General features: G+C 58.6%; 24 protein-coding genes. 16 read left to right on the top strand and 8 right to left on the bottom strand.

The window, feature by feature from the left end; genetic code table 11:
* Positions 1 to 8: 8 nt before the first annotated feature.
* Entirely contained in the window at positions 9 to 617 is a 609-nt protein-coding gene (cobO, locus tag LA304_RS02325) for a cob(I)yrinic acid a,c-diamide adenosyltransferase (protein ID WP_224501516.1), read from the top strand.
* Between the two features lie 64 nt (positions 618 to 681).
* The gene (locus LA304_RS02320) at positions 682 to 1,215 is read left to right on the top strand and encodes an NADPH-dependent FMN reductase (protein WP_224501515.1); all 534 of its coding nucleotides are present in this window, start codon (positions 682 to 684) and stop codon (positions 1,213 to 1,215) included.
* On the opposite strand, the gene LA304_RS02315 is transcribed toward LA304_RS02320, so the two are convergent.
* Positions 1,207 to 2,247, bottom strand: coding sequence for an NAD(P)/FAD-dependent oxidoreductase (locus tag LA304_RS02315; protein ID WP_224502465.1), 1,041 nt, complete (start codon positions 2,245 to 2,247; stop codon positions 1,207 to 1,209). The two genes, LA304_RS02320 and LA304_RS02315, sit on opposite strands and share 9 nt — an antisense overlap.
* Before the next feature lie 76 nt (positions 2,248 to 2,323).
* On the opposite strand from LA304_RS02315, the gene mnmD reads away from it, so the two are divergent.
* Together mnmD and LA304_RS02305 are read left to right on the top strand one after the other, a co-directional pair.
* Positions 2,324 to 2,989, top strand: coding sequence for a tRNA (5-methylaminomethyl-2-thiouridine)(34)-methyltransferase MnmD (mnmD, locus tag LA304_RS02310; protein ID WP_224501514.1), 666 nt, complete (start codon positions 2,324 to 2,326; stop codon positions 2,987 to 2,989).
* Positions 2,986 to 3,855: a DMT family transporter gene (locus LA304_RS02305; RefSeq protein ID WP_224501513.1), complete on the top strand. Its 870-nt coding sequence runs from the start codon at positions 2,986 to 2,988 to the stop codon at positions 3,853 to 3,855. The genes mnmD and LA304_RS02305 overlap by 4 nt, the downstream gene beginning before the upstream one ends.
* Here the strand turns inward: LA304_RS02305 and LA304_RS02300 are convergent.
* Positions 3,852 to 5,786, bottom strand: coding sequence for a lytic transglycosylase domain-containing protein (locus LA304_RS02300; RefSeq protein WP_224501512.1), 1,935 nt, complete (start codon positions 5,784 to 5,786; stop codon positions 3,852 to 3,854). The two genes, LA304_RS02305 and LA304_RS02300, sit on opposite strands and share 4 nt — an antisense overlap.
* Before the next feature lie 172 nt (positions 5,787 to 5,958).
* Between LA304_RS02300 and dapA the strand changes: the two genes are divergently transcribed.
* A complete protein-coding gene (dapA, locus tag LA304_RS02295) occupies positions 5,959 to 6,831 on the top strand; it encodes a 4-hydroxy-tetrahydrodipicolinate synthase (RefSeq protein WP_224501511.1) in 873 nt (290 codons plus the stop codon).
* A gap of 47 nt (positions 6,832 to 6,878) precedes the next feature.
* Here the strand turns inward: dapA and LA304_RS02290 are convergent, their stop codons facing one another.
* Positions 6,879 to 7,319 (bottom strand): ion channel, encoded by a 441-nt coding sequence (locus LA304_RS02290; protein WP_224501510.1) that lies wholly within the window; start codon positions 7,317 to 7,319, stop codon positions 6,879 to 6,881.
* A 93-nt stretch (positions 7,320 to 7,412) separates the two neighbouring features.
* On the opposite strand from LA304_RS02290, the gene smpB reads away from it, so the two are divergent.
* From smpB to LA304_RS02270, 4 genes are all read left to right on the top strand, one after another.
* A complete protein-coding gene (gene smpB / locus LA304_RS02285; protein ID WP_224501509.1) occupies positions 7,413 to 7,898 on the top strand; it encodes an SsrA-binding protein SmpB in 486 nt (161 codons plus the stop codon).
* A 115-nt stretch (positions 7,899 to 8,013) separates the two neighbouring features.
* Complete coding sequence (sseA, locus tag LA304_RS02280; RefSeq protein ID WP_224501508.1) at positions 8,014 to 8,868, top strand: 3-mercaptopyruvate sulfurtransferase; 855 nt, start codon at positions 8,014 to 8,016, stop codon at positions 8,866 to 8,868.
* A complete protein-coding gene (locus LA304_RS02275; protein ID WP_224501507.1) occupies positions 8,868 to 10,052 on the top strand; it encodes an amino acid aminotransferase in 1,185 nt (394 codons plus the stop codon). The genes sseA and LA304_RS02275 overlap by 1 nt, the downstream gene beginning before the upstream one ends.
* 186 nt (positions 10,053 to 10,238) lie before the next feature.
* Positions 10,239 to 10,619: a rhodanese-like domain-containing protein gene (locus LA304_RS02270; RefSeq protein ID WP_224501506.1), complete on the top strand. Its 381-nt coding sequence runs from the start codon at positions 10,239 to 10,241 to the stop codon at positions 10,617 to 10,619.
* Positions 10,620 to 10,660: 41 nt separating this feature from the next.
* Here the strand turns inward: LA304_RS02270 and LA304_RS02265 are convergent, their stop codons facing one another.
* From LA304_RS02265 to LA304_RS02255, 3 genes are all read right to left on the bottom strand, one after another.
* On the bottom strand, positions 10,661 to 11,389 hold the full coding sequence (locus tag LA304_RS02265; RefSeq protein WP_224501505.1) for a lysozyme family protein: 729 nt from the start codon (positions 11,387 to 11,389) through the stop codon (positions 10,661 to 10,663).
* Between the two features lie 147 nt (positions 11,390 to 11,536).
* Entirely contained in the window at positions 11,537 to 12,865 is a 1,329-nt protein-coding gene (locus tag LA304_RS02260; protein ID WP_224501504.1) for an ammonium transporter, read from the bottom strand.
* A 34-nt stretch (positions 12,866 to 12,899) separates the two neighbouring features.
* Positions 12,900 to 13,238, bottom strand: coding sequence for a P-II family nitrogen regulator (locus tag LA304_RS02255; RefSeq protein ID WP_066604500.1), 339 nt, complete (start codon positions 13,236 to 13,238; stop codon positions 12,900 to 12,902).
* A 266-nt stretch (positions 13,239 to 13,504) separates the two neighbouring features.
* Between LA304_RS02255 and LA304_RS02250 the strand changes: the two genes are divergently transcribed.
* On the top strand, positions 13,505 to 15,691 hold the full coding sequence (locus LA304_RS02250; protein ID WP_224501503.1) for a transglycosylase domain-containing protein: 2,187 nt from the start codon (positions 13,505 to 13,507) through the stop codon (positions 15,689 to 15,691).
* A 67-nt stretch (positions 15,692 to 15,758) separates the two neighbouring features.
* Here the strand turns inward: LA304_RS02250 and LA304_RS02245 are convergent, their stop codons facing one another.
* Together LA304_RS02245 and LA304_RS02240 are read right to left on the bottom strand one after the other, a co-directional pair.
* Entirely contained in the window at positions 15,759 to 16,343 is a 585-nt protein-coding gene (locus LA304_RS02245; protein ID WP_224501502.1) for an MlaC/ttg2D family ABC transporter substrate-binding protein, read from the bottom strand.
* Positions 16,336 to 17,094, bottom strand: a complete 759-nt coding sequence (locus tag LA304_RS02240) for an MlaA family lipoprotein (RefSeq protein WP_224501501.1) — start codon at positions 17,092 to 17,094, stop codon at positions 16,336 to 16,338. Before LA304_RS02240 ends, LA304_RS02245 begins: the two co-directional genes overlap by 8 nt.
* Before the next feature lie 204 nt (positions 17,095 to 17,298).
* Between LA304_RS02240 and LA304_RS02235 the strand changes: the two genes are divergently transcribed.
* From LA304_RS02235 to LA304_RS02210, 6 genes are read left to right on the top strand one after another with little or no spacing between them, the layout of a single operon-like run.
* Entirely contained in the window at positions 17,299 to 19,038 is a 1,740-nt protein-coding gene (locus tag LA304_RS02235) for a type I secretion system permease/ATPase (RefSeq protein WP_224501500.1), read from the top strand.
* Entirely contained in the window at positions 19,035 to 20,357 is a 1,323-nt protein-coding gene (locus LA304_RS02230) for an HlyD family type I secretion periplasmic adaptor subunit (protein WP_224501499.1), read from the top strand. Before LA304_RS02235 ends, LA304_RS02230 begins: the two co-directional genes overlap by 4 nt.
* A 24-nt stretch (positions 20,358 to 20,381) precedes the next feature.
* Entirely contained in the window at positions 20,382 to 20,846 is a 465-nt protein-coding gene (locus tag LA304_RS02225) for a RidA family protein (RefSeq protein WP_224501498.1), read from the top strand.
* A complete protein-coding gene (locus LA304_RS02220; RefSeq protein ID WP_224501497.1) occupies positions 20,843 to 21,601 on the top strand; it encodes a glycerophosphodiester phosphodiesterase family protein in 759 nt (252 codons plus the stop codon). Before LA304_RS02225 ends, LA304_RS02220 begins: the two co-directional genes overlap by 4 nt.
* 45 nt (positions 21,602 to 21,646) lie before the next feature.
* Complete coding sequence (locus tag LA304_RS02215) at positions 21,647 to 22,837, top strand: GNAT family N-acetyltransferase (RefSeq protein ID WP_224501496.1); 1,191 nt, start codon at positions 21,647 to 21,649, stop codon at positions 22,835 to 22,837.
* Positions 22,830 to 23,120, top strand: coding sequence for a 4a-hydroxytetrahydrobiopterin dehydratase (locus LA304_RS02210; RefSeq protein ID WP_224501495.1), 291 nt, complete (start codon positions 22,830 to 22,832; stop codon positions 23,118 to 23,120). Before LA304_RS02215 ends, LA304_RS02210 begins: the two co-directional genes overlap by 8 nt.

Genomic DNA, 23,120 nt, shown 5'->3' with positions numbered 1-23,120 from the left:
GAGACATCATGTCTGACGACCACGCCCGCCACGCCGTCAAAATGGCCAAGAAAAAAGCCGCTCGGGAAAAGATCATGGCCACGAAAACCGATGAGAAGGGCCTCATCATCGTCCACACGGGCAAGGGCAAGGGCAAAAGCTCGGCCGCGTTTGGCATGATCTTCCGTTGCATTGCGCACGGAATGCCCTCCGCTGTTGTTCAGTTCATTAAAGGCGGGATGGAATGCGGGGAGCGCAATCTGATCACGGAGAGATTCTCCGATCTCTGCGAATTCCACACGATGGGTGAGGGCTTTACGTGGGAGACACAAGACAAAGCCCGAGACATCGAGATGGCGAAAGCGGCTTGGGAGAAGGCGAAAGACCTCATTCGCGATCCGAAACACCGGATGGTCCTGCTCGACGAGATCAACATTGCGCTGCGCTATGACTACATCGACATCAACGACGTCGTGAACTTCCTCAAGGAAGAGAAACCACCGCTCACACACGTTGTCCTGACAGGCCGAAATGCGAAAGAGGAACTGCTCGAAGTTGCCGACCTCGTCACCGAAATGGAGCTTGTGAAGCATCCGTTCCGTTCAGGGATCAAAGCACAGATCGGCGTAGAATTCTAAATATTGCCCTCTGGGGCATGAGACCTAGCTAGAACAGAACCGCGATTTTAAAAGGGTCCTATCGATGCTCAAGCTTCTCGGCATGTCAGGCGCATTACGCAGCGAAAGCACGAACACCAAACTGATGTATGAGGCCGTGCGCCTCTTCGGCCCGAGTGACTTTACGCGGGCCGATCTGCGGCTGCCGCTGTACGACGGCGATCTCGAGAAGGAGGGCATGCCTGAGGAGGTAACGCTGCTCGCGGAGCAAATCCGGGATGCAGATGCTGTGATTATCTCCACCCCCGAATACAACAAGATGATCTCTGGCGTGTTGAAGAATGCCCTCGACTGGATCAGCCGCACTGGTCTGAAACCGTGGGACGGCAAACCCGTCGCGATCATGTCCGCCGCTGGCGGACGCGCGGGCGGCGAACGGTCTCAGTATTCGCTTCGCTGGGCCATGACGCCATTCAACACGCGGATCATACAAGCGCCCGAAGTGCTCATAGCCGATAGCTCAAACGCCTTCGATGAGCAGGGACGCCTCACGAACGAACGCAGCATCGCTGGCCTCGAAAAGCTCATGACCTCCTTGCGGGCGATTGCCTCAGAGTGACGCCTCGACGCGGAAGTCCTCAGGGATTTCGTCTTTGCCCTCAAGGATGAGATCGACAAGCACCTTCGCTGCGAGCGGCGCCATGCCATACCCGATCTTAAAGCCGCCATTGGCAATGAAATGCCCGTCGCGACCCGGCCATGGGCCAAGCATCGGAGCGCGCGATTTCGCGCGAGGCCGGACGCCCGCCCAACGACGGAGTTCACGCGCCCCGCGCAGCATGGGCACCGCAGCACAGGCTCTCTCAAGCAAATCCTCCGCCTGCGCGTCTGTCGTGTCGGGACTCTCAAACTCCCGCTCGGACGTAGAACCAATAGCCGTTGTCCCGTCAGAATGCGGGATCACATGCAGGCTTTCACCGTAGAGTTGCGGAGCCTCCGGCAAAGCGAGATCGAGCAAGATCGCCTGCCCTTTGACCCCGTTGCCGACTTCTTTGCCCATCGCGATGCTGAGCTCTTTGAGCCCCCACCATCCGGACGCGTGGATAACGGCGCCCTCTTCGCCCCCCTCTGTTACGACCTCGCCTCCAAGCGCGGTGATTGCGGCGGCCAGAGACTGACACGCCCGCCACGGGTTCAGCCGCGCGGACAGAGTGTCATACACGAGATATCCCGTCGGGCTGATCGGCGCCCAGTATCCCGTTTCGCCCTGCGTCACGACCTCCCATGTCGCTTTGCCCTTCCAGAGCGTTTTCGCCTGTTCAACCCGTTCGCGGGCGAGTTGCAATTGGCGATCATCCTTGATCGCCTGCACGCGCCCGAGATTGCCGTAGCCTGACGACACGCCACCCGTCGCCTCGACATCCGGCCAATGCTCACGCGCCATGATCAGGCTCTGAAACTGGAATTCTTTCTTTGCGTTCCAGCGCTCCGGCGTATGGGGCGCGAGGGCACCGACAACACCACCAGAAGACCCTGCGCCAACCCCATTCGGATCGATGACGCGCACCTTGGCCCCGCGTTTCGCTGCCTCATACCCACAGGACAGACCGAATGCCCCTGCCCCGTAGATCGTAATTTCCGCTCTGCCCATCTGCAAATTTACCCGTTGCATGTATCGTCGCGCGCCCGCATGTTCGCGCGCATTCGCGTGTCTCATAGGCCAAATCATGCAAGACGACCAGACTGCCTCCATCTCATGGAGAGACGGGATCATTCCTGTTTCCACACAGTTCGATGACCCCTACTTCTCGCTTGCGTCCGGCCTCGAAGAAACACGCCATGTTTTTATCGCCGGGAACGATCTGCCCGCGCGCCTTCGAGACGGCTTTCACATCGCGGAACTCGGGTTCGGCACGGGATTGAACATGCTCGCCGTCGCGCTCGCCTATCAAGGGGAGGGGGCCATCCGCTTCACTTCATTTGAAGCCTTTCCAATGACCACGCCAGACATCGCGCAGGCGCTCGATGCCTTTCCCGAGGCGCGCGCCATCGCTGACCCGTTTCTCGACGCCTGGGCCGAGGGCAAACGTCGCTTCCGGTTCGGCCAGATCGACGTCGACGTCAAAATCGGGGATGCGCGTGAGACGCTCTCGACTTGGGACGGAATGGCCGACGCATGGTTCCTCGACGGTTTTTCCCCAGCGAAGAATCCGGAACTCTGGGGTGAAGACCTCATGCTCGAAGTCGGGCGTCACACAGCAACGGGCGGAACCTTCGCGACCTACACAGCGGCGGGCCATGTGCGCCAAAAGCTCGGCGATGCAGGATTTGAGGTCGAACGCACTCCCGGTTTCGGACGCAAACGCCATATGAGCCGAGGTGTGAAATCATGACCCGTCAAAACGTTGGCATGGGCACAATCCTGATGATCGCCGCAACTTTCATCTTCGCGATGCAGGACGGCATTTCCCGCCACCTCGCGGGGACCTACAACGTCTTTATGATCGTTATGATCCGCTATTGGGTGTTTGCGGTCTTCGTGATGGCCTTATCGCTCCGTGGCGGCGGTCTAAAACGGGCACTACAGTCGGAGCGCCCCGGATTGCAGTTCTTCCGTGGTGCCATCCTCGCAATCGAAATCCTGATCATGGTCACTGCATTTGTGCGCATGGGACTCGTCGACGGGCCTGCGATTTTCGCGTCGTATCCGTTGTTGATAACGGCACTTTCCGGCCCGATCCTCGGGGAGCGTATCGGATGGCGCCGCTGGTCGCTCGTCTTCGTAGGCTTTATCGGTGTGATGATCATCATCAAGCCGGGTAGCGGCGTAATCTCCTTCGATGCGATTTTTCCGTTTACGGCGGCTTTGTGCTTCGCACTCTATGGCATTCTCAACCGATATGTCTCTCGGTTCGATAGCGCGGATGTGACGTTCTTTTACACAGGCCTCGCAGGCGCTGTCGTCACATCGCTCGTCGGCGTCTGGTTCTGGGAGCCGATGCTACCCGGGGACTGGCTCTGGATGGGCCTACTTTGCGTCACCTCGATCTCGTCGCACTTCCTGCTCATCAAGGCCTATGAACTTGCAGAAGCCTCAGCCATTCAGCCCTTTGCCTACCTGCAACTCCCGTTTTCTGCGGCGCTTGGCGTATTTGCGTTCGGTGACGTGATCCGTGCGAACGTCTTGATCGGCGCGATCATCGTCGTCGGAGCAGGTGTCGTGACCTTCCTCCGCGCCCGTCAGGTCGCCCGCCGTTAACGGGCGCTCAACTCGCGTGACAGATGCACCGGACCGGTCTCGCCGTGCAGTCGTGCGCGATAGACCGGAAGGCTCTCTGCGACCCGCATCACATAGTTTCTCGTTTCGCGGAAGGGCAGATGCTCGATCCAGTCCACAGGATCAACCTCACCGGACCGCGGATCACCATAGCGCGTGATCCAGTCGCGGGCGCGCGACGGTCCGGCGTTGTAACCCACCGCCACGAGCGGCACGTTATTCCCGAATTCTTCGATAAGCTGCGCGAGATAGGCGGAGCCAAGACGCGCGTTGGTCACAGGATCGTCCAACTGGCTCTCTGTGAACCCTTCAAGCGACAACTTTCCCGCCATCGCCTCGCCCGTGCGGGGCATAAGCTGCATCAAACCACGCGCGCCGACATGCGAGCGCGCTTTGGCATAGAATTCACTCTCACGTCGCGCGATCGACAGGGCCAGCTCTGGCTCCACAGGCAGATCGGCCTCTGCAAGTTCGTGCAGTGGATAATAGGCACGGTTGAGGACGATGCCGCGATCGGCCGCAAACTTCGCCACCAGAACCGCGAGATACGGATCGTGGTCGAGAGCTAGGTCACCCAGTTGCCCGAGCTCTTGGGGCGTCAGGCTCTCCCCCAGATGGCGCATGAAACGCGCCGCGAGCGGCAGTTCATCGGCCTCTTCGAGGAGCAAGGCTGCCTGCAACACAGACGATCCCATGAACGCCGCCGTCTGATAGTCATCAAAGCGCGCCTCGCCCGTCAGAGCAGGGTCCAGTGGCCGTCCGATTTTCTCAGCCGAGAGCAAGCCGTAGAACGAAGTCTGAAACTGCGCGCCGAATTCATAGGCGGCGGCGGCATCATCCAGCGCACCCATTTCTTCGAGCGCCCGACCTTCCCAATAGCCCGCACGGCCCAGAGAAATCGGTGTTCCAACGGCCATCCGGAACCGGTTGAAGTGATCTAGAGCCTGACCCGGCTCTTTCAGGTAGCGCAGGGCGAGATATCCGGAGAGCCATTCGAGATCGGTATAGTGATCTTGCTCCGGCGCGAGCATATGGCGCGACGCAATGGTGTAGGCGATTTGCGCTTTACCGTCGCGCATCATCTGGCGGGCCAGCGTCCGGCGACGATCTCCCCATGCCTCAGCCTCGCCGATACCTTGCGGCGTGGAGTGCTGCAGCATCAGGTTAATTGCATCGTCATTCCGTCCACGACGCACGCGCCACTCAAATCGTGCATGCGCAAGGACCGGATGATCGGACAGCGCCTCGGGGATGGCCGCGATTGCATCATCAACACCGTTTTCATCACGGACGAGCTTTTGCGTCGCCTCAATCAATGCTCCCCAGCCGTCGGGCAGATACGGCAACAGTCGTGCCGCATCCTCGAAATCTTCATCCCATAGGAGCCACTCCGCTCGCGCAGCGTGGTGCGGGGCGAGGATATCTGCGTAGCGCTCAAGGAAAAGCGCCTCCTCGGCAGCGTCCATCGGCAGCGTATTCCAAAACAATACCGCATTGGCCTGAGCGTCCCCCGACAGCCCCTTGAGCTCATAGGCGGACACGAGTTTCCATGCCCCCTGCCCTGTTTGGGGGGGATAGGCGGTCAAGTAGTCGATCACCACATCCGGCGAGACATCCATCGGGATCACCGGCTCACCCTTTTCCGCGAGCAATGGCAGACCCGGCCAATCGGCATTGCGCGTCAGGAACTCACGATATTCCGCAAATGTGCCGCGACCAGCGCGGAGGTAGTGCCAATCAATGATGTCCCTTCCGACGCCCGAGACCTCCTGACGGGCAAGATCCCAATTGCCCTGCCATCTCGCTTCGTAGGCACGCTCCAAGGCGTCCGACTCGGGCGAGGCGAAGACGGGAAATGCGGAAAATACCGCGAAAACAATACAATAGGCCGCTTTCGCGGAGCGTTGGAACATCATGGTAAGAACGGCTTTGCCTCGAGCAGTTTTGATTTTTTATAGCAGAGTATCGCGCTGTTTGGGCGCAGCAATACAGATTCTTGTGAAGCGCCGCGAAGGAAGCTAGTTTCCGCCGGAACTTTCTCGGGCGACTCACCGCCCACGCATTAAAAAATAGGAGCGTAAGACGATGTTTAAAGGATCCATTCCTGCACTGGTCACGCCGTTCAAGAACGGCGAACTGGATATCGATACGCTTAAACGTCTGGTCGAGTGGCACATCGAGCAAGGCTCCGACGGCCTCGTTCCTGTCGGCACCACCGGTGAGAGCCCGACCCTGACGCACGACGAACACCGTCGTGTGATCGAGATCGTCGTCGAAACCGCTGCGGGCCGCATTCCGGTGATCGCCGGTGCAGGCTCCAACAATACGGCGGAAGGCATCGGCTTTATGCAGCATGCCGCCAAAGTTGGCGCAGACGCGGCGCTGGTCGTGACGCCCTACTACAACAAGCCGACTCAAAAAGGCCTGATCGCGCATTTCACCGCGATGCATGATGCGGCAGAACTGCCGATCATCATTTACAACATCCCGGGCCGTTCCGTGGTGGACATGAAGCCGGACACGATGGGTGAGTTGGCGAAACTGCCGCGCATCGTTGGCGTAAAAGACGCGACTGGCGATTTGTCCCGCGTCCCGCAGACCCGCATCGCCTGTGGCAAGGACTTCGTTCAGCTGTCCGGTGAGGACGCGACTGCCCTCGGCTATAACGCGCACGGTGGTGTGGGCTGTATCTCCGTGACCGCGAACGTCGCTCCAAAACTCTGCGCCGAGATGCAGGCGGCCACCCGCATGGGCGATTACGCGAAAGCGCTTGAACTCACCGACAAGCTGATGCCCCTGCACATCGCGATCTTCCTCGAACCGGGCGTTTGCGGCGCGAAATATGCGATGTCTCTTCTTGGCCTGTGTTCCGACGAAGTACGCCTGCCGCTGACGCCGCTCTCTGAGGACACCAAAGCCGCGATCAAGAGCGCGATGGAGCACGCAGGTCTGCTCTGACGCCCAAAAAATTCGAATTGAAAAGGGGCCGCAGAGGCCCCTTTTTTTTATCGCCGATGAACGCTTTCAAGTTGGTTGCGGCGGACGTGACGAAGCACCTCCATCAAAAGCGCCGTCATCATGCCGATGTTCAACAGTCCGTTCGTGGCCGCGAACCCGCCCAAGAGGCGCCATTGCTCCGGCAGGAGAAGATCACCGAACCCGAGTGTGGTGAACGCCACGAGCGAGAAGTACAGCGCCTCCTCGAAATGAGCGAACAATCCGAACAACCGGAACGCAATCGCCCAAATCCAGACACCTGCGGTGATCATCCACAAAACTGCAATCACCGTTCCGAACAGGACAATCGCCAACTTTGGCGCATGCGGTTCCTTGATAAGCCAACCGTGCGCGCGCTGTAGCGTCCACTCCAGCAGCAAAAACCCGAGCGCCGCGACAAACACGGACAGCAAAATCAGGACGGTGCCGATAGCGATTTGCGAAAACATGGGCGCTCCGAATGCGTTTCTGCGCTTTTTGGCAGAATTCACCACTGCGGGCCAGTGGACAGATCGTCCTCAAACTCCTATCTGCTTCTGATCATGGCTAAGAAAAAGAAACAGACCCCTGAAGAAAAGAACTACAAGGTAATCGCCGAGAACCGGCGCGCCCGTTACGACTATGCCATCGAGGATGACATAGAATGCGGGATTGTGCTCACAGGGTCCGAGGTAAAATCCCTTCGCACAGGGCAGTCGAACATCGCCGAAAGCTACGCGTCCGTCGATGATGGCGAGCTTTGGCTCACCAACTCCTATATCGCGCCCTATGAGCAGGCGATGTTCCCGCATGAGGAACGTCGCAAGCGCAAGCTCCTCGTGTCGCGCCGCGAATTGTCGAAACTCTGGCAGGCAACAGGTCGTGAGGGGATGACGCTTGTCCCGCTGGTGATGTATTTCAACCATAAGGGCAAAGTGAAAATCAAACTTGGCATCGCCAAGGGTAAGAAGACAGTCGACAAACGCCAGACCGAGGCCAAGCGCGACTGGGGACGTCAGAAACAACGACTTTTGCGTCACGGCGGGTGAAGATTGGGCTTTCTTGCAAATCGTGCGGACTTAGCCTTTCCGACTGCTTGCACCGACGCGTGAGTGCCGCTAAGGCAGAACGGACTGCCCTTTCACAACGGATAAAGGCCAGACTATGCCGCAAGATGATCCGAAAATGTTGGTTTCCACAGATTGGCTCGCCGAGAACCTCAAGGCGCCGGAACTTCGTCTGATTGACGCAAGTTGGTACATGCCTGCAGACAATCGCGATTGCCATGCGGAGTATCTACGCGAGCACATCCCAGGCGCACGCTTCGTTGATGTTGATGAGGTGGCCGACCTGCGTTCGGACCTGCCGCATATGCTCCCGCCGGTCGAAAAGTTCATGTCCCGCATGCGCGCGCTCGGCATCGGCGATGGACATCAGGTCGTCGTCTATGACACCGCAGGTGTCTTTTCCGCCCCGCGCGTCTGGTGGATGTTCAAATATTTCGGTCAGGACAATGTTGCCGTCCTCGACGGGGGCCTCCCGAAATGGAAATCCGAAGGCCGCCCCGTCACCGACCAACCGCCGACCATTCGTGATCGCCATATGATCACCGAAGTCCATCCGGAACTCGTGCGCGACGTTACTCAGGTTGCGGCCTCTTCTAAACTCGGCGACTACACAATTATCGATGCACGCTCTGCCGCCCGCTTTAAAGGCGAGGCACCGGAGCCACGTGCAGGCTTGGCTTCTGGTCATATCCCGAACTCACGCAATGTGCCGTTTACAGAGGTTCTGAACCCGAACGGCACCCTGAAATCAAACGACGACCTGCGCACCGTATTCGAGGCCGCTGGCGTCGATCTGTCGAAACCGGCGATCACCACCTGTGGGTCTGGCATGACCGCCGCAATTTTGGGCCTCGCACTGACCCGGCTCGGCGTGGAGTTTTCGCTCTACGACGGCTCATGGGCGGAATGGGGCATGTATGGTGACCTGCGGGTCGCAACTGGAGAAGCATGATGCTCAGCACTCTCAAACCGCAACCAGCGGACAAAATCCTCGAACTCATGGCCCTGTATCGCGACGACCCGCGCGACACGAAGATCGACCTTGGCGTCGGCATCTACAAAAATGCCGAAGGCGAGACCCCTGTAATGCGCGCCATCAAAGCAGCAGAAAAGCAGCTTTGGGAAGAAGAGACCACCAAGAAATACACCGCCCTTTCCGGTGATCCGGCGTTCGGCGCGGCAATGAAATCTCTCGTTCTGGCCGACTCCGTGGACCACGCACGTGTGGGCGCCATTGCGACCCCGGGCGGCACCGGCGCGATCCGTCAGGCATTCGAACTCGCAAAGCTGGTCAATCCGGATGTGACCATCTGGACATCGAACCCGACATGGCCGAACCACGTCTCGATCATCAAATTCATGGGCCTCAAGAATGCGGAATACGCATACTTTGATGAGGCGACCTGTTCCGTTGATTTCAACGCCATGATGGATAGCCTCAAGGCCGTAAAAGAAGGTGACGTGGTTCTCCTGCACGGCTGCTGCCACAACCCGACCGGCGCGAACCTCACGCTCGAGCAGTTCGACGCTGTTGCCGACCTGATCCTCGAAAAAGGCGCAACTGCTCTCGTCGACATCGCGTACCAAGGTTTCGGCGACGGTCTCGAAGAAGATGCCGCCGCAACGCGCCTTCTTGCTGGCAAGCTGCCGGAACTTCTCGTGGCTGCGAGCTGCTCCAAGAACTTCGGCATCTACCGCGAGCGCACCGGCTGCCTCATGGCGATCTCCGAGAAGGCAGAGCAGACCCCTGTCACCCAAGGTACGCTCAACTTCCTCAACCGCCAGAACTACTCCTTCCCACCGGATCACGGCGCGCGTTTGGTTACGATGATTCTGACCGACGAGAAGCTGAAGGCCGACTGGATGGCGGAACTCGAAGAAGTGCGCCTCGGCATGCTCGGTCTGCGTCAGCAACTCGCTGACGAGCTGAAGCGCCTGACGAACTCCGACCGCTTCGACTTTGTTGCGCAACACCGCGGTATGTTCTCCCGCATCGGTGCCACGCCGGAAGAGGTTCTTAAAATCCGCGAAGAGTTCGGCATCTACATGGTCGGCGACTCGCGCATGAACATCGCAGGCCTGAACGCGAAAACCGTGCCGCTCCTCGCAGAGGCCGTCGCGAAAATCTGCAAGTAACCCACAGGTTACAAAGAGACAGAAAACGCGCCCACGTGGCGCGTTTTTTCGTTTTCTAGAGAGTGGTCAAATATCCGTGCTTAGGCCATGCTATTTGCAGCGGGCCACTTTTAACGTGTCGCTTTTTCACTATGTTTTTCGAGCACGTCTGAAATTCATGTGCTCATCATCAAAGGAAATGCTTCTATGAAAACCGAAACCGTCGACGGCCTGAGCTTTGAAACTTGGACTGTAGATGAGGTCGAAAAGGCCTTTAACGCGAACGAAATTGTCCTGATCGACGTCCGCACCCCACAAGAATATGCGTTCGAGCACATCTCCGGCGCGCTGCTTTTGCCGATGTCGTTCTTCACCGCTGAGAAGCTGCCGTCGCAGGAAGGCAAACGGATCGTTTTCCACTGTGGCTCCGGCATGCGTTCTGCCAAGGTTGCGCAGGCGAGCGCCGCCGCAGGCATCTCTCCGATTGCTCATATGGAAGGCGGGTTTGGCGCGTGGAAGGCCGCAGGCAAAGCCTACACCGGCACGAACATGGCAACAGGCGCCCCCACCGCAGTTCCGGCAAAATAATCCGCGACTGAACTCAGAAGGGGCCACAGCAGGCCCCTTTCTCAGCTAGGGAAAACGCGCGCCATGGCGGCGTCGAACTCCGCCCAACTCATCGTCGCGCGATTGCCCGCGTAGCCATGGTAGTACGACAGGCCCGAGCGCGTCGGCAGCCCCGCCCAAATCTTCGCGAGGTTGTGCATGAGCGTCTGCCGCTCCATGCGCCCTGCCCGCGCCTCATAGAGGCCCGCTTCTTGCAAGAGAACGTCCGCAAGTGCATCTTGCAGCGCTGGGGTAAAAACAGCCTCATCCCCGACGCCTGACTGACTGACAAGCCGCTCCAAGGTATCGGGAATGAACTGATAGTAGCCGATGGCATGGGGCTGCCCCGGCGTCGCCTCAATCCATGCAAAGATCTCTCGGATGGTCATCTGGCTCGGACGCTTCATCGGCAGGCGTTTAGCCCCGTGGTGGATCGCGTCATAACCCGCCGACGCACTTTCGGCCCGCCCGATGAGGTCACGCACGGCCTGCAGATCCGCGGGCACGCTGCGGCGCGATCTCACGCCCTCCACGCGAGGCTGCGATAAGACAGGCGCGAATAGCCCCCCAAGCGCGCGATCAGCGAACAGACTCGGCCCCGCGACGATAAGGGCGTCGCTCTCCATCTGCGCGAGCGGCTTCGCCGAGGCCAGCATAGAAACGCGCCCTGCATCCATCGCGCCGTTCGCAAAAATTGAAACAGGCTCTGCAAATGCCGGTCCGACATGCAGAGCCCCAATGAGTAGAAACACGCAGTTCTTGCGCAAACCCTTTCTCCCCGAAACAGATCCGGTCGGAGAAGGGATAAGGCGGCAAAGTTTAGAAACCCTTTCCCGAACATAGAAAAACCCGGGCGCTTTACGGCGCCCGGGTCGGAATGTCTCGGAATGAAAGGCAGATTAGCCTTTGTAGAATTCCGGGTAAGCTTCCATGCCGAGTTCGGCTTTGTCGAGGCCCATCATCTCTTCTTCTTCGGAGACGCGGATGCCCATGACAGCTTTCAGGATGAACCAAACGACGGCGGAGGAGACAACGGTTGCGAGACCGATCACCACGATACCGTAGAGCTGTGCGCCGAGGGTGGAGGTGCCGGTGAGAACAACAGCGAGGGTACCCCAGATGCCGCAGACGAGGTGAACCGGGATCGCACCAACGACGTCGTCGATTTTCAGCTTGTCGAGAAGCGGAACGGCGAAGACTACGAGGACACCACCGATCATACCGATGATCGTTGCGAGGCCGAGGGACGGAGCGAGCGGCTCAGCAGTGATGGACACGAGGCCAGCGAGGGAGCCGTTGAGCACCATGGTGAGGTCGATCTTGCCGTAAACCAGCTGGGTCACGATGAGAGCGGCGACAGCACCACCAGCAGCAGCAGCGTTGGTGTTGGAGAAGATGCGGGACACGTCAGCCACGTCACCTACAGACCCCATAGCGAGCTGGGAACCACCGTTGAAGCCGAACCAACCGAGCCACAGGATAAACGTACCGAGCGTAGCGAGCGGCAGGTTGGAACCCGGGAATGCGGTCACTTTGCCGTCTTTGTACTTGCCGAGGCGCGGTCCGAGGATGATTGCACCGGTCAGAGCAGCCCAGCCGCCGACGGAGTGAACGATCGTGGAACCAGCAAAGTCGGAGAAGCCAGCTTCGCCAACGAAGCCACCACCCCAGGTCCAGGATGCGGTAACCGGGTAGATGATGGAGGTCAGAATGATGGTGAAGATGAGGAACGGCCACAGTTTGATACGCTCAGCGAGAGTACCGGAAACGATGGAGGCAGTTGCCGCACAGAACATCAGCTGGAAGAAGAAGTCGGAACCGGTGGACGCGTAACCGTAGTCGTCAGCGGTTTCAGCAGTGATACCAACAGCTTCGAGCACGCCCGGGCCGAATACGCCGGAAAGGACGCCGTCCATGGACCAGGTGCCGAGCGGGTACATCAGGTTGTAGCCGATCAGGTAGTAGAAGATGGATGCGAGGCCAAAGAGAGCCACGTTTTTGGTGAGCTGCATCGCAACGTTCTTGGAACGCACGAGGCCAGCTTCGAGCATCGCAAAGCCAGCGGCCATGAAGAACACGAGGAAGCCCGACATGAGGAAGAGCAGCGTGTTAAAGATGAAGACGGAGTCGGTCGGCACAGCGGCGGCGACTTCAGCGTCTTGCGCAAAGGCCAGAACCGGCATCGCAGTCGCGAGCGCAGTGGCCGAAATGAGCTTGGAGAGTTTCATAGGTTTCAGTCCCTTTCGTCTCGGGTAATCGCGATTAGATCGCGTCGTCGTTGGTCTCGCCGGTGCGAACGCGCGTTGCGCCTTCTACGTCGAGCACAAAGATCTTGCCGTCGCCGATTTTGTCGGTCTTGGCAGTGGTGGCGATGGTTTCAACAACCTGTTCAGCCATTGCATCAGCAACGACGATCTCAAGTTTGACTTTCGGCACGAAGTTCACGGCGTATTCCGCACCGCGATAGATCTCCGTGTGGCCGGACTGAGAGCCAAAGCCCTTGATTTCCGTCACCATCATGCCGCGCACACCGATACCGGTCAGCGCTTCGCGGACTTCTTCAAGCTTGAACGGCTTGATTGCTGCAATAATGAGTTTCACGTTTTTCCCCTTCCGTTTGAGCGGGCGATCGCCCAGAGGCAATCACGGGGTCAGAAAGACGCTGTTCCGTGTTTCTGCACAAGCGAACGCCCTGTTTCATGCGACTCTTTTTCAAGCACCGCCGCACAAGAATTATACAATTTGTGCGCTTTGACTATTAATTAATCAGAAAATAAAGGGGGGCTCCCGACTCGTTTCCCCTCAACTTTCGCAGTGCATCGCCCTAAACTCTTCTGAAACTAATCGAGAAAGATCGAGCAGAACCTATGACCGCACCCAAGGATGGAAAGCGCAAACTTGTTGCTGAGCGCCGCTATCCCGCGTCTCAGAACGCCAAGCCAAAGCCGACGAAGAAACCCCCCAAGCCTGCAAAGAAGAAGGCAAAAAAGCCGCGGAAGCCAACGCGCAAGCAATCATCGAACCCGATTGCCCGGCTTGTCACGGGGTTGTTCCGCTGGATATTGCGTCTCATGTGGCTGATCGTGTCTCGCGGTGCGATTGCACTCGGGCTCGTGGTCGGTCTCGCCGTTTTCTATATATATACAACGCTTCCGCCCTACTCTGACCTTCTGGACGGTCGCGCACGCGGCTCCGTTACTCTTCTGGACAGAGACGGCTCCGTCTTCGCATGGCGGGGTGAGCAGTTTGGTGGTCAGATCACGGCGGACACCGTATCGGAGCATCTGAAAAACGCGATTGTCGCCACCGAGGATAAACGGTTTTACCGGCACCTCGGCGTATCCCCGCGTGGGATCGCCTCCGCGATCAAGATCAACCTCTCGGAGGGACGTGGGCCACTTTCGGGCCACGGCGGCTCTACCCTGACCCAGCAAACCGCCAAACTTCTTTGCCTCGGCGTGCCATACGACCCACAGAAGTGGGAGAACCAGACCGCTTATGAAGCCGACTGTCGCCAAGGCACCATGGCGCGCAAGCTCAAGGAGATGGTCTACGCGATTGCGATGGAGGCGCGTTACTCCAAGTCCGAGATTCTCTCAATCTACATGAACCGCGCCTACCTCGGCGCAGGCGCAAATGGGTTCGAAGCGGCGGCGCAACGTTACTTCGGCAAATCCGCTGCCGAGGTGAATATCGCGGAATCCGCAATGCTCGCAGGGCTGTTGACCGCGCCGACACGGTTCGCTCCAACGAGCAACCTCACGCGATCACAAGAACGCGCCGGCATTGTGTTGCTGCTCATGAACCAACAAGGCTACATCACAGACGCCGAGCGCGCCTACGCGAAGGCGAATCCTGCGGAACTCTCGGAAACAGCCGAAAAGCAGGCAGGAGGATATTTCGCGGACTGGGTCATGGGCGCAGGCCCAGATTTCCTTACCCGCGACACCACCGAGGATGTGGTCATCGAGACCACGTTCGACCAGTCGATCCAACAGGCGGCTGAGGATGCGCTCGTCTGGGTTTTCGAGAACAAGGTCCGCGAGGGCTCGGAGGCGCAGGCGGCAATTGTCGTCATGTCCGCGGATGGTGCCGTCCGCGCCATGGTCGGCGGGCGCAAACTCAAAGTGTCCGGCGCCTTCAACCGCGCGACGCAGGCCAAACGCCAGCCGGGCTCGTCCTTCAAACCCTTCGTTTACGCCACAGCTCTCGATATGGGATGGTCCTACGACGACACAATCATGGACGAACCCCTGACGATTGACATTCCAGGTTCAGGGCCATGGTCCCCACAGAACTATGACCGGAAATTCCATGGGCCTGTCACGCTGACAGACGCCCTCAAACACAGCTACAACATTCCGGCAGTCAAACTCGCGACCGAAGCGGGTCTCGAAAATGTCCGGACTGTCGCGTCCATGTTCGGAATTGAATCCGATTTGGCACAAGGGCCGGCCTTGGCGCTTGGCGCGTCTGAGACGACACTGATCGAAATGACCGGCGCATATGCAGGCATTCTCAATGGCGGCTCTTCGGTGACGCCTTATGGACTGCGTTCGTTGCGGCTCAAGGGCGACGCCACTCCCCTTATGGGACAAGACGGCGGCATGGGCGAACGCGTCATCACGCCGGATAGCGCACAGCAGTTGATTTACATGATGTATAACGCCGTCCAATCCGGCACTGGCGCGCGTGCCCAAATCCCCGGTGTCGAGGTCGCGGGAAAAACCGGCACAACTCAGGCCGCTCGCGATGCGTGGTTCATGGGCTTCACTGGCGATTACGTGGCCGGTGTCTGGATGGGCTATGACGACAACTCTCCGCTTTCCGGCGTCACAGGCGGCGGGCTTCCTGCGGAGATCTGGCAGATGACAATGGCGAAGGTACACGAAGGCCTCGAGCCGACGCCTCTTCCCATGATCCGGCCATCCTCTCCCCCAACAGTGCAAGACAACACCTTCACCTCAAATAACGGGGGGCGTCGGCGCTCGGGCGACAAGGCAGACAATGTCTTGAGAGGCCTTCTCCGATCTATCCTCCGTAACAGGGACTGACCTGGCACCAATTAAACAAAAAACGCGCCCAGTCGGGCGCGTTTTGCATTCTGGTTAGGCAGAGATATTAACTCAGAGAAGCTGTCAGCTGGTCAACATTCCCACCAGCTTTGTCGAGCATCGCACCGATCTCCGCGCGCTCCGATTTAAGCAGGGAAATGCCCTCAATCTGAAGATCGATGAATTTCTCGGATCTTTCGTGCACAATGAAAGTGATCGCGAAAGGGGCCTCCCCACGCAGATTTGCCGTGCAGCGCACCTCGTAGATCGAGTTGATCTTCTGCGTGCTGTTCACCGTTATCTCACCGCCAATAAACTCGCGGAAGCGCGCGCCGTACTTGTCTGCGATGTACGTCTGAAACGCCCTCGTGAACGCAGACATCTGCGATGAGGACGCTGTCCGCGCAGGGGGGCCAAGCACGGACCGAGCGATATTCGGCATGTCCGCATAGCTCACGAGAATCCTCTCGAACTCGCGATACATTTGACTCTCGGATTTTCCGGAGTTGATAACCGTAGTGATTTCTCTCACAGCGTTATTAATGAGCGCCGACGCCTCTGCCTCGGAGAAGGCGAACGCGACACTCGGGTATGTGGCCGTTGCTGCCATCATTCCGAGCAGAGTTCGGCGGCCAAGGATGGTGTCACTCATAAAAGTCCTCATAGATATCATATGTCGCAGTGCTCTGCTCTTCTTCACCTTCGTTTGGAACGATAGGAACCCCGAGGGCATAGCGACGGTTGTCGAGGTAGCTCAGACGCATCTGAGAGTAGCTGTCTGCGCTTTCATATAGGACAGACTCATAGAGGTCAGAGTAACGATAGCGTGTGTCCGCAAGCTCCGCGGCTTTCAGCTCAGCACGCAAATCACGTTCGCGAGTGCCCAGCAGATGACCAACCGGATCAAGAGCGATATCCACGAGGAGGCCCGCCGCATCACGTTCGGTTGAAGGACCATAAAGCGGCAACACGAGATACGCCCCTTCACGCACACCCCAGACATGCAATGTCTCTCCGAAATCGCTTTCGCGCTCTTCGAGTCCAACTTCGCTCGCTGGGTCGAAAAGCCCCCCGATCCCGAGTGTCGCATTCAACGCAAACCGAGCCGTGTTATGAACCGCATCTCCGAGCTGGAGTTGCAATACATCGTTCACAACCATCCCCGGGAGAGACAAGGTATCCGACACGTTGGAAACTCCGCGTCGCACCGGGTCTGGCACGACGGTGCCATAGGCTGTCGACACAGGATCAATGACGCCGCGATCGATGATGGTGTTGGTCTCATGCCAACTGCGGTTCACATCCTCATAGGGATCGTTGAATTCGCCCGCACCAGGCGCGGAACACCCCGCCACCAGCAAGGCTGATGCCGTCAGGATGATATGAGGGAGGACTCGGAACATACCAAATGACCTTAAAATGAGAGCCGCGTTTAAATTAGACCAGCGGCGATGTTATCAGGCTAGATAGTGTCTCGCGAAGAGAAGCCCAATGCAAAGCCGACGACACCCGCTATAATGTGACATAGTTTCAACAGATGATAGCACGTCATTCGTGCGCCTTTGCACAAACAGGTGTTATTTACCGATTTGAGCTATGAGAGCCTCATGACACAGGAAAATATCCGTCGCGGACAAAAAGAACTCATTGATGCCAGACGTAGAAGCAGGCGCCTCTACTGGGCCGTCGCAGTATTTTCCATTTGCATCAACTTCCTGATGCTCACCGGCCCCCTGTTCATGCTTCAGGTTTATGACCGGGTTCTTGGCTCCGGTTCGGAGGCAACGCTGGCAGCCCTCTTCACGATTGTCGCTTTTCTGTTTCTGATGATGGGCCTCCTCGACGGCACACGCGCCCGCATCCTTTCCCTGATCGCGGCGCGGTTTCAGGACACTCTGGAAAATCGCGTTTTCCACGCATCAATGTCGCGGGCGGCTGCGAACCCGCGTGAGTCGCGTAAAAGTCGCGCGCTGGATAGCCTTATGTCGATTCGGCGCCTGATCGGCTCGCCTGTTCTCGCCGCCGTCTATGACCTCCCGTTCACGCCCGTCTTCCTTTTCGGCATCGCCGTGTTCCATCCGTATCTCGGCGCGCTCGCGCTTTTCGGCGGCGGCGCCATCGTCACGGTTGCGCTCTTAAACCGCGCCGCCTCTGCCCCGCTCAGAAATGCCGCGCTGATCGCAGAAAGCGAAGCGGCGCAGGCTGGTGCGCGTGCTACAACCGCCGCAGAGTCCCTGCGCGCGCTCGGAATGGAAGACGCCGCCTACAAGAGGTGGCTCCTGATGCGGCAGACGGCTCTCGAGACAGCAGTCCGAGGGGAAGACGTCACCATGCGGTATGCCGCGACCAGCCGCGCACTCAGGCTGTTTCTCCAGTCGGCGATGCTGGCACTCGGCGCCTGGCTCGTGCTTCAACACACTCTGAGCCCCGGCGCGATGATCGCGAGCTCCATTCTCTTGGGCCGCGCTCTGCAACCCATCGATCATCTCGTTGGTCAATGGCAGCTCGTTCAGAATGCCCGCACGAGCTGGTCTGATCTTGCGGAGCTTCTGGGAACCTATCCGCCGCTTCCGGTCCGCACGGAATTGCCACGCCCGAAAGCAGCGCTGAGCGTGAACCAGCTCTCGGTTGTGCCTCCCGGACAGGCCTCGGCCGCTTTGCGCATGATCAGTTTCGATCTCGCCCCCGGCGAAGCAATGGGGGTGATCGGGCCGTCAGGTGCAGGCAAATCCACCTTAGCTCGGGCTCTCACCGGGGTTTGGCCCGCGGCGAGCGGGACCGTGCGCCTCGATGGCGCAAAACTCGGTCATTACAGCCCAGAGGCGCTCGGCGCACACATCGGTTACCTGCCTCAGCAGGTGCATCTGTTCGATGGCACAATCGCCGAGAACATCGCCAAACTGGCTCTCAAGCCCGACAGCGCGGCCGTCATCAACGCTGCAAAAAAAGCCGACGCGCATGAGATGATCCTCGCGCTACCAGATGGATATGACACGCTCGTCTCCTCGGCGGGCGGCCTTTTGTCCGGCGGGCAACTCCAAAGGATCGGCCTCGCCCGTGCTTTCTATGGTGCTCCGGTCATCGTGATTCTTGATGAACCCAACTCCAACCTCGATCATCCGGGCTCTCAGGCTCTGAATGCTGCCATTCGTCGCCATAAGGCAGAAGGCGGCGCGGTTCTCATTATGGCGCATCGTCCATCTGCAATTCAGGAATGTGAAAAACTCCTCGTCCTTGACGGCGGCATGCGGCGCGCATTCGGGCCACGCGATCAGGTTTTGTCCGAGATTGTGAAGAACTCCAAAGATATCCTGAAGCAAGCTTCCGATGAGGGGGGTGACAAATGACAACTCCACCGCGCACCGCCCGCGAAGACGACATCTGGTCTGCCCGTAGCGCGGTCATCTTCGGACTGTTCTGCGTCTTAATTCTAATTGGTGGATTTGGTGGATGGGCCGCCTTCACGCGCATCGACGGCGCGATTGTTGCCTCCGGACAGGTGCAAGTGGACCAAAACCGACAGTCCATTGCGCATCGCGACGGCGGCGAAGTCGCTTCTGTTTTCGTCACCGAAGGCGCAAACGTCGACAAGGGAGAACTGCTTTTGCAGCTCTCCGCCGAGGATGACCTAAACGAACGCGCCCTTCTCGAAACCCAACTCTTTGAATCTTTGGCGCGCGCGGCTCGCCTCACCGCAGAGCGGGATAACGCTAGCGACATCCTTCTCGATGAAGAGTTGCAATCGCGAATGGCGCAAGATGGGCGTGTCGCGCGCGCGGTCGCAGGACAGATCGATCTTTTCAACGCACGGAAACGCACCGCCGAGGCGGAAGCCGAACAACTTGAAAAACAGGTGCGCCAGATCGAGGTGCAGATTAGCGGATTAAAAACTCAGAAGGACGCCCTCTCAGACCAGAGAGTGCTTGTTGAGGAGGAACTAACGGCACAGACGGCTCTTCTGGAGCGCGGGCTGACACAGCAGAGCCGGGTCCTCGCTCTCAGACGGGACGTCGTATCGCTGACTTCCGAAATTGCGCGCACGGAAACGACAGAGGCGCAAGCGCAGGTCAAGTTGGCGGAAATCGAGCTTCAAATCCTTAAGCTCGGCAGTGACAGACGTGAAGCGGCGATCACCGAACTTCGCGACATGCAGGCGTATATCTCGCGGCTTCGCGCACAAATCGCGGCGCTTGATGACAAACTGGCCCGCCTCGACATTCATGCCCCAGTGTCGGGCGTGGTCTACGGGTTATCAGTGTTTGGCCCGGGCGCGGTCGTGCCCCCGGCCTCCCCAATTCTATATATCGTTCCACAAGACCGTCCTTTGATCATCACAGCGCGCGTGAGCCCGACGCATGTTGATCAGGTGTATCCGGGTCAGCCGGTCCGCCTCCGCTTTACAAGCTTTGACCAAAGATCAACGCCCGAGCTCGAAGGCACCCTGATCCGCGTATCGCCAGACGCCTTCACGGACGAGGCGAACGGATCGCAATTCTATCGGGCGGAGATCCACTTGCCGGAAGACCAGCGCGAGAGGCTCCCGGCTGGCGCAGTCCTCATTCCCGGGATGCCCGTCGAAACCTTTTTGACCACTGGCGAACGTTCGCCTTTGGCATATCTGACAAAGCCGCTTACAGACTATTTCACGCGGGCCTTCCGCGAATAACTCCTGACGACCTAAGAGGATATCATGGCACATCCCATCGAAGAAAATCTCGCCGCACGCGGCCTCAGCCTGCCGGACGCACCGGCACCTGCGGCAAACTATGTGCCCTACGTGATCAGCGGCAAACAGCTCTTCATCTCCGGACAAATTTCCAACGGACCGGATGGTTTGATCTGCGGGAAACTTGGCGCGGACATGACGACCGAAGATGGTGCGAGAGCTGCTCAAGCTTGCGCCCTTGCGCTCCTCGCACAGGCAAAAGCGGCAGTTGGCGGGGATTTCTCCAAAGTCGCACGTCTCGTGAAACTCGTCGGGTTCGTAAACTCGACAGCTGACTTCACCGAACAACCCAAGGTCATCAACGGCGCTTCCGATCTCATGGTCGAAGTCATGGGCGAAACGGGCCGCCATGCACGTTCCGCAGTATCCGCCGCGAGCCTGCCGCTCGGCGTAGCCGTCGAAATCGAAGCGATTTTCGAGCTGGTTTGATGCCCGCTCTCCCTGCGGCCTTCCTCAAAAGGCCGATTGCCCATCGCGCATTGCACGACGGCAACATCAAACGCGCAGAAAACAACATGGCCGCCATCGAGGCGGCCATCGAAAACGACTACGGCATCGAGATTGACGTCCAACTGTCGAAAGACGGTGACGCAATGGTCTTTCATGATTATTCACTCGACCGCCTGACCAAGAGCACTGGCCCGATTGCTCAGATGGGCACGGATGCGCTCGGGAAATTGCAATTCAAGACTGGCGAAGTCGGGGTGCCGACGCTCCGCGACGTTCTGGCAAAAATTGCGGGCAAAGTCCCCCTCCTCATCGAGATCAAAGATCAGGATGGCGCGATGGGTCCGAACGTCGGGGCGTTGGAAGCCGCCGTCGCAGCCGCCCTCAATGGATATGATGGGCCGGTCGCACTGATGTCCTTCAACCCGCACTCCGTTGCCGCGCTGGCCGATCTTTGTCCGTCCGTTCCGCGCGGTCTCACCACTGCGAATTGGGAAGGTTCGGATGAACAACTCATCCCGAAAGCCCGCAGAGAAGAATTGAAGGCAATTGCCGACTACGACCGTGTCGGCGCGTGTTTCATCTCGCATCAATGGGACGATTTGGGAGCACCACGGGTCGCTGAACTGAAGACCAACGGAGCACATATTCTGTGCTGGACAATCCGAACGCCGGAGGCAGAGGCAAAAGCCCGCGAGGTTGCCGAAAATATCACGTTCGAGGGCTATCACGCTTGACCCTGACGCGCCGAACCCCAGTTACTTGGGAAAACGGAGAACTCGGTGACGCAGGACATTGAAATCAGCGTAATTGACTCGCTCGCGGCCATCTCTGACCGCGAGTGGGATGCCTGTGCGGCCCCCGAAGCACTCCATGACGGCGGGCGGGCCGAAGACCCATTCGTGACACACAGATTTCTCTCGGCATTGGAAGAGAGCAGCTCGGTCGGCCCCGGAACCGGCTGGTCCCCGCGCCATCTGATCGCGCGGCGCGATGATGAGGTCATTGCGGTCGCCCCGATGTATGTGAAGAGCCACAGTCAGGGCGAATATATTTTCGACCATAGCTGGGCCCATGCATACGAGCGGGCGGGCGGGCACTATTACCCGAAACTTCAGATCGCTGTGCCCTTTACCCCCGTCACCGGACGCCGCCTCTTGGCCCGCCCCGGAGACGAGATTGCGGGCTTATCTGCGCTCGTTCAGGGCGCTGTTCAACTCGCGGACCAGAACAATCTCTCTTCCCTGCACATCACGTTCTGTTCCGATGACGAAGTTGCTGCGGGTAAGGCGATGGGGTTGCTGCACCGGACGAGTCAACAGTTCCACTGGGACAATGAGGGCTATCGGACATTCGACGACTTCCTAGCACGCCTCTCGTCGCGCAAACGCAAGAACATCCGCAAGGAACGTGCGCAAGCCCAAGGGTTCGGTGGGGAAATCATCCAACTGACAGGCGATGCCCTCAGGCCGGAACATTGGGATGCCTTCTGGGAGTTCTATCAGGACACGGGCGCGCGAAAATGGGGAAGTCCCTACCTCACCCGCGCATTCTTCGATCTCGTTCACGAGACGATGCGCGACGACGTGCTGCTGGTTCTCGCTATCGAAGACGGGCACCCTATTGCGGGCGCACTCAACTTTATTGGGAGCGACCGGCTCTTTGGACGGTATTGGGGCAGCACAGAATACTATCCGAGCCTGCATTTCGAGCTCTGCTATTATCAGGCCATCGACTTCGCGATTGCGCAGGGCCTCTCTCGTGTGGAGGCGGGGGCACAGGGCGAGCACAAGCTCGCGCGCGGATATCTCCCGAACACGACGCACTCCCTCCACTGGGCGCGCGATCCGGGGTTCGGGCGAGCGATTGCAGACTATCTTGAGGCAGAGCGCGCCGCGGTCGATGAGGAAATCGAAATCCTCACGTCCTATGGCCCCTTCAAATCCACCCAGAACGAGAGCGACCATGACTGACCTACTCTCTGACGCTGATCATAAAGCATTAGATCCACTCTTGTCTGCTGGCTGGCGTGTAGCCGAAGACGGCAAAGCCATCTCGAAACGCTTTACGTTCGGGAACTTCCGCGAAGCCTTTGCGTTTATGACCGAGGTCGCGTTATGTGCCGAAAAAATGGATCACCATCCAGAATGGAGCAACGTCTACAAAACCGTAGATGTTGTTTTGACAACGCACGACGCGGGCGGCGTGACCCGAAAAGATATCAAACTCGCACAAGCCATGGAGAAAGCGGCCTGA

It is taken from the genome of Celeribacter litoreus, from assembly GCF_020165855.1.
Classification (GTDB): domain Bacteria; phylum Pseudomonadota; class Alphaproteobacteria; order Rhodobacterales; family Rhodobacteraceae; genus Celeribacter; species Celeribacter litoreus.
The sequence above is the reverse complement of the archived record's forward strand: the minus strand, read 5'-3'. Positions and strand labels throughout refer to the sequence as shown.

Coding starts and splice junctions, on each gene's coding strand:
- cobO (WP_224501516.1), top strand. CDS start 9: ATGTCTGACGACCACGCCCGCCACGCCGTCAAAATGGCCAAGAAAAAA.
- LA304_RS02320 (WP_224501515.1), top strand. CDS start 682: ATGCTCAAGCTTCTCGGCATGTCAGGCGCATTACGCAGCGAAAGCACG.
- LA304_RS02315 (WP_224502465.1), bottom strand. CDS start 2,247: ATGGGCAGAGCGGAAATTACGATCTACGGGGCAGGGGCATTCGGTCTG.
- mnmD (WP_224501514.1), top strand. CDS start 2,324: ATGCAAGACGACCAGACTGCCTCCATCTCATGGAGAGACGGGATCATT.
- LA304_RS02305 (WP_224501513.1), top strand. CDS start 2,986: ATGACCCGTCAAAACGTTGGCATGGGCACAATCCTGATGATCGCCGCA.
- LA304_RS02300 (WP_224501512.1), bottom strand. CDS start 5,786: ATGTTCCAACGCTCCGCGAAAGCGGCCTATTGTATTGTTTTCGCGGTA.
- dapA (WP_224501511.1), top strand. CDS start 5,959: ATGTTTAAAGGATCCATTCCTGCACTGGTCACGCCGTTCAAGAACGGC.
- LA304_RS02290 (WP_224501510.1), bottom strand. CDS start 7,319: ATGTTTTCGCAAATCGCTATCGGCACCGTCCTGATTTTGCTGTCCGTG.
- smpB (WP_224501509.1), top strand. CDS start 7,413: ATGGCTAAGAAAAAGAAACAGACCCCTGAAGAAAAGAACTACAAGGTA.
- sseA (WP_224501508.1), top strand. CDS start 8,014: ATGCCGCAAGATGATCCGAAAATGTTGGTTTCCACAGATTGGCTCGCC.
- LA304_RS02275 (WP_224501507.1), top strand. CDS start 8,868: ATGCTCAGCACTCTCAAACCGCAACCAGCGGACAAAATCCTCGAACTC.
- LA304_RS02270 (WP_224501506.1), top strand. CDS start 10,239: ATGAAAACCGAAACCGTCGACGGCCTGAGCTTTGAAACTTGGACTGTA.
- LA304_RS02260 (WP_224501504.1), bottom strand. CDS start 12,865: ATGAAACTCTCCAAGCTCATTTCGGCCACTGCGCTCGCGACTGCGATG.
- LA304_RS02250 (WP_224501503.1), top strand. CDS start 13,505: ATGACCGCACCCAAGGATGGAAAGCGCAAACTTGTTGCTGAGCGCCGC.
- LA304_RS02245 (WP_224501502.1), bottom strand. CDS start 16,343: ATGAGTGACACCATCCTTGGCCGCCGAACTCTGCTCGGAATGATGGCA.
- LA304_RS02240 (WP_224501501.1), bottom strand. CDS start 17,094: ATGTTCCGAGTCCTCCCTCATATCATCCTGACGGCATCAGCCTTGCTG.
- LA304_RS02235 (WP_224501500.1), top strand. CDS start 17,299: ATGACACAGGAAAATATCCGTCGCGGACAAAAAGAACTCATTGATGCC.
- LA304_RS02230 (WP_224501499.1), top strand. CDS start 19,035: ATGACAACTCCACCGCGCACCGCCCGCGAAGACGACATCTGGTCTGCC.
- LA304_RS02225 (WP_224501498.1), top strand. CDS start 20,382: ATGGCACATCCCATCGAAGAAAATCTCGCCGCACGCGGCCTCAGCCTG.
- LA304_RS02210 (WP_224501495.1), top strand. CDS start 22,830: ATGACTGACCTACTCTCTGACGCTGATCATAAAGCATTAGATCCACTC.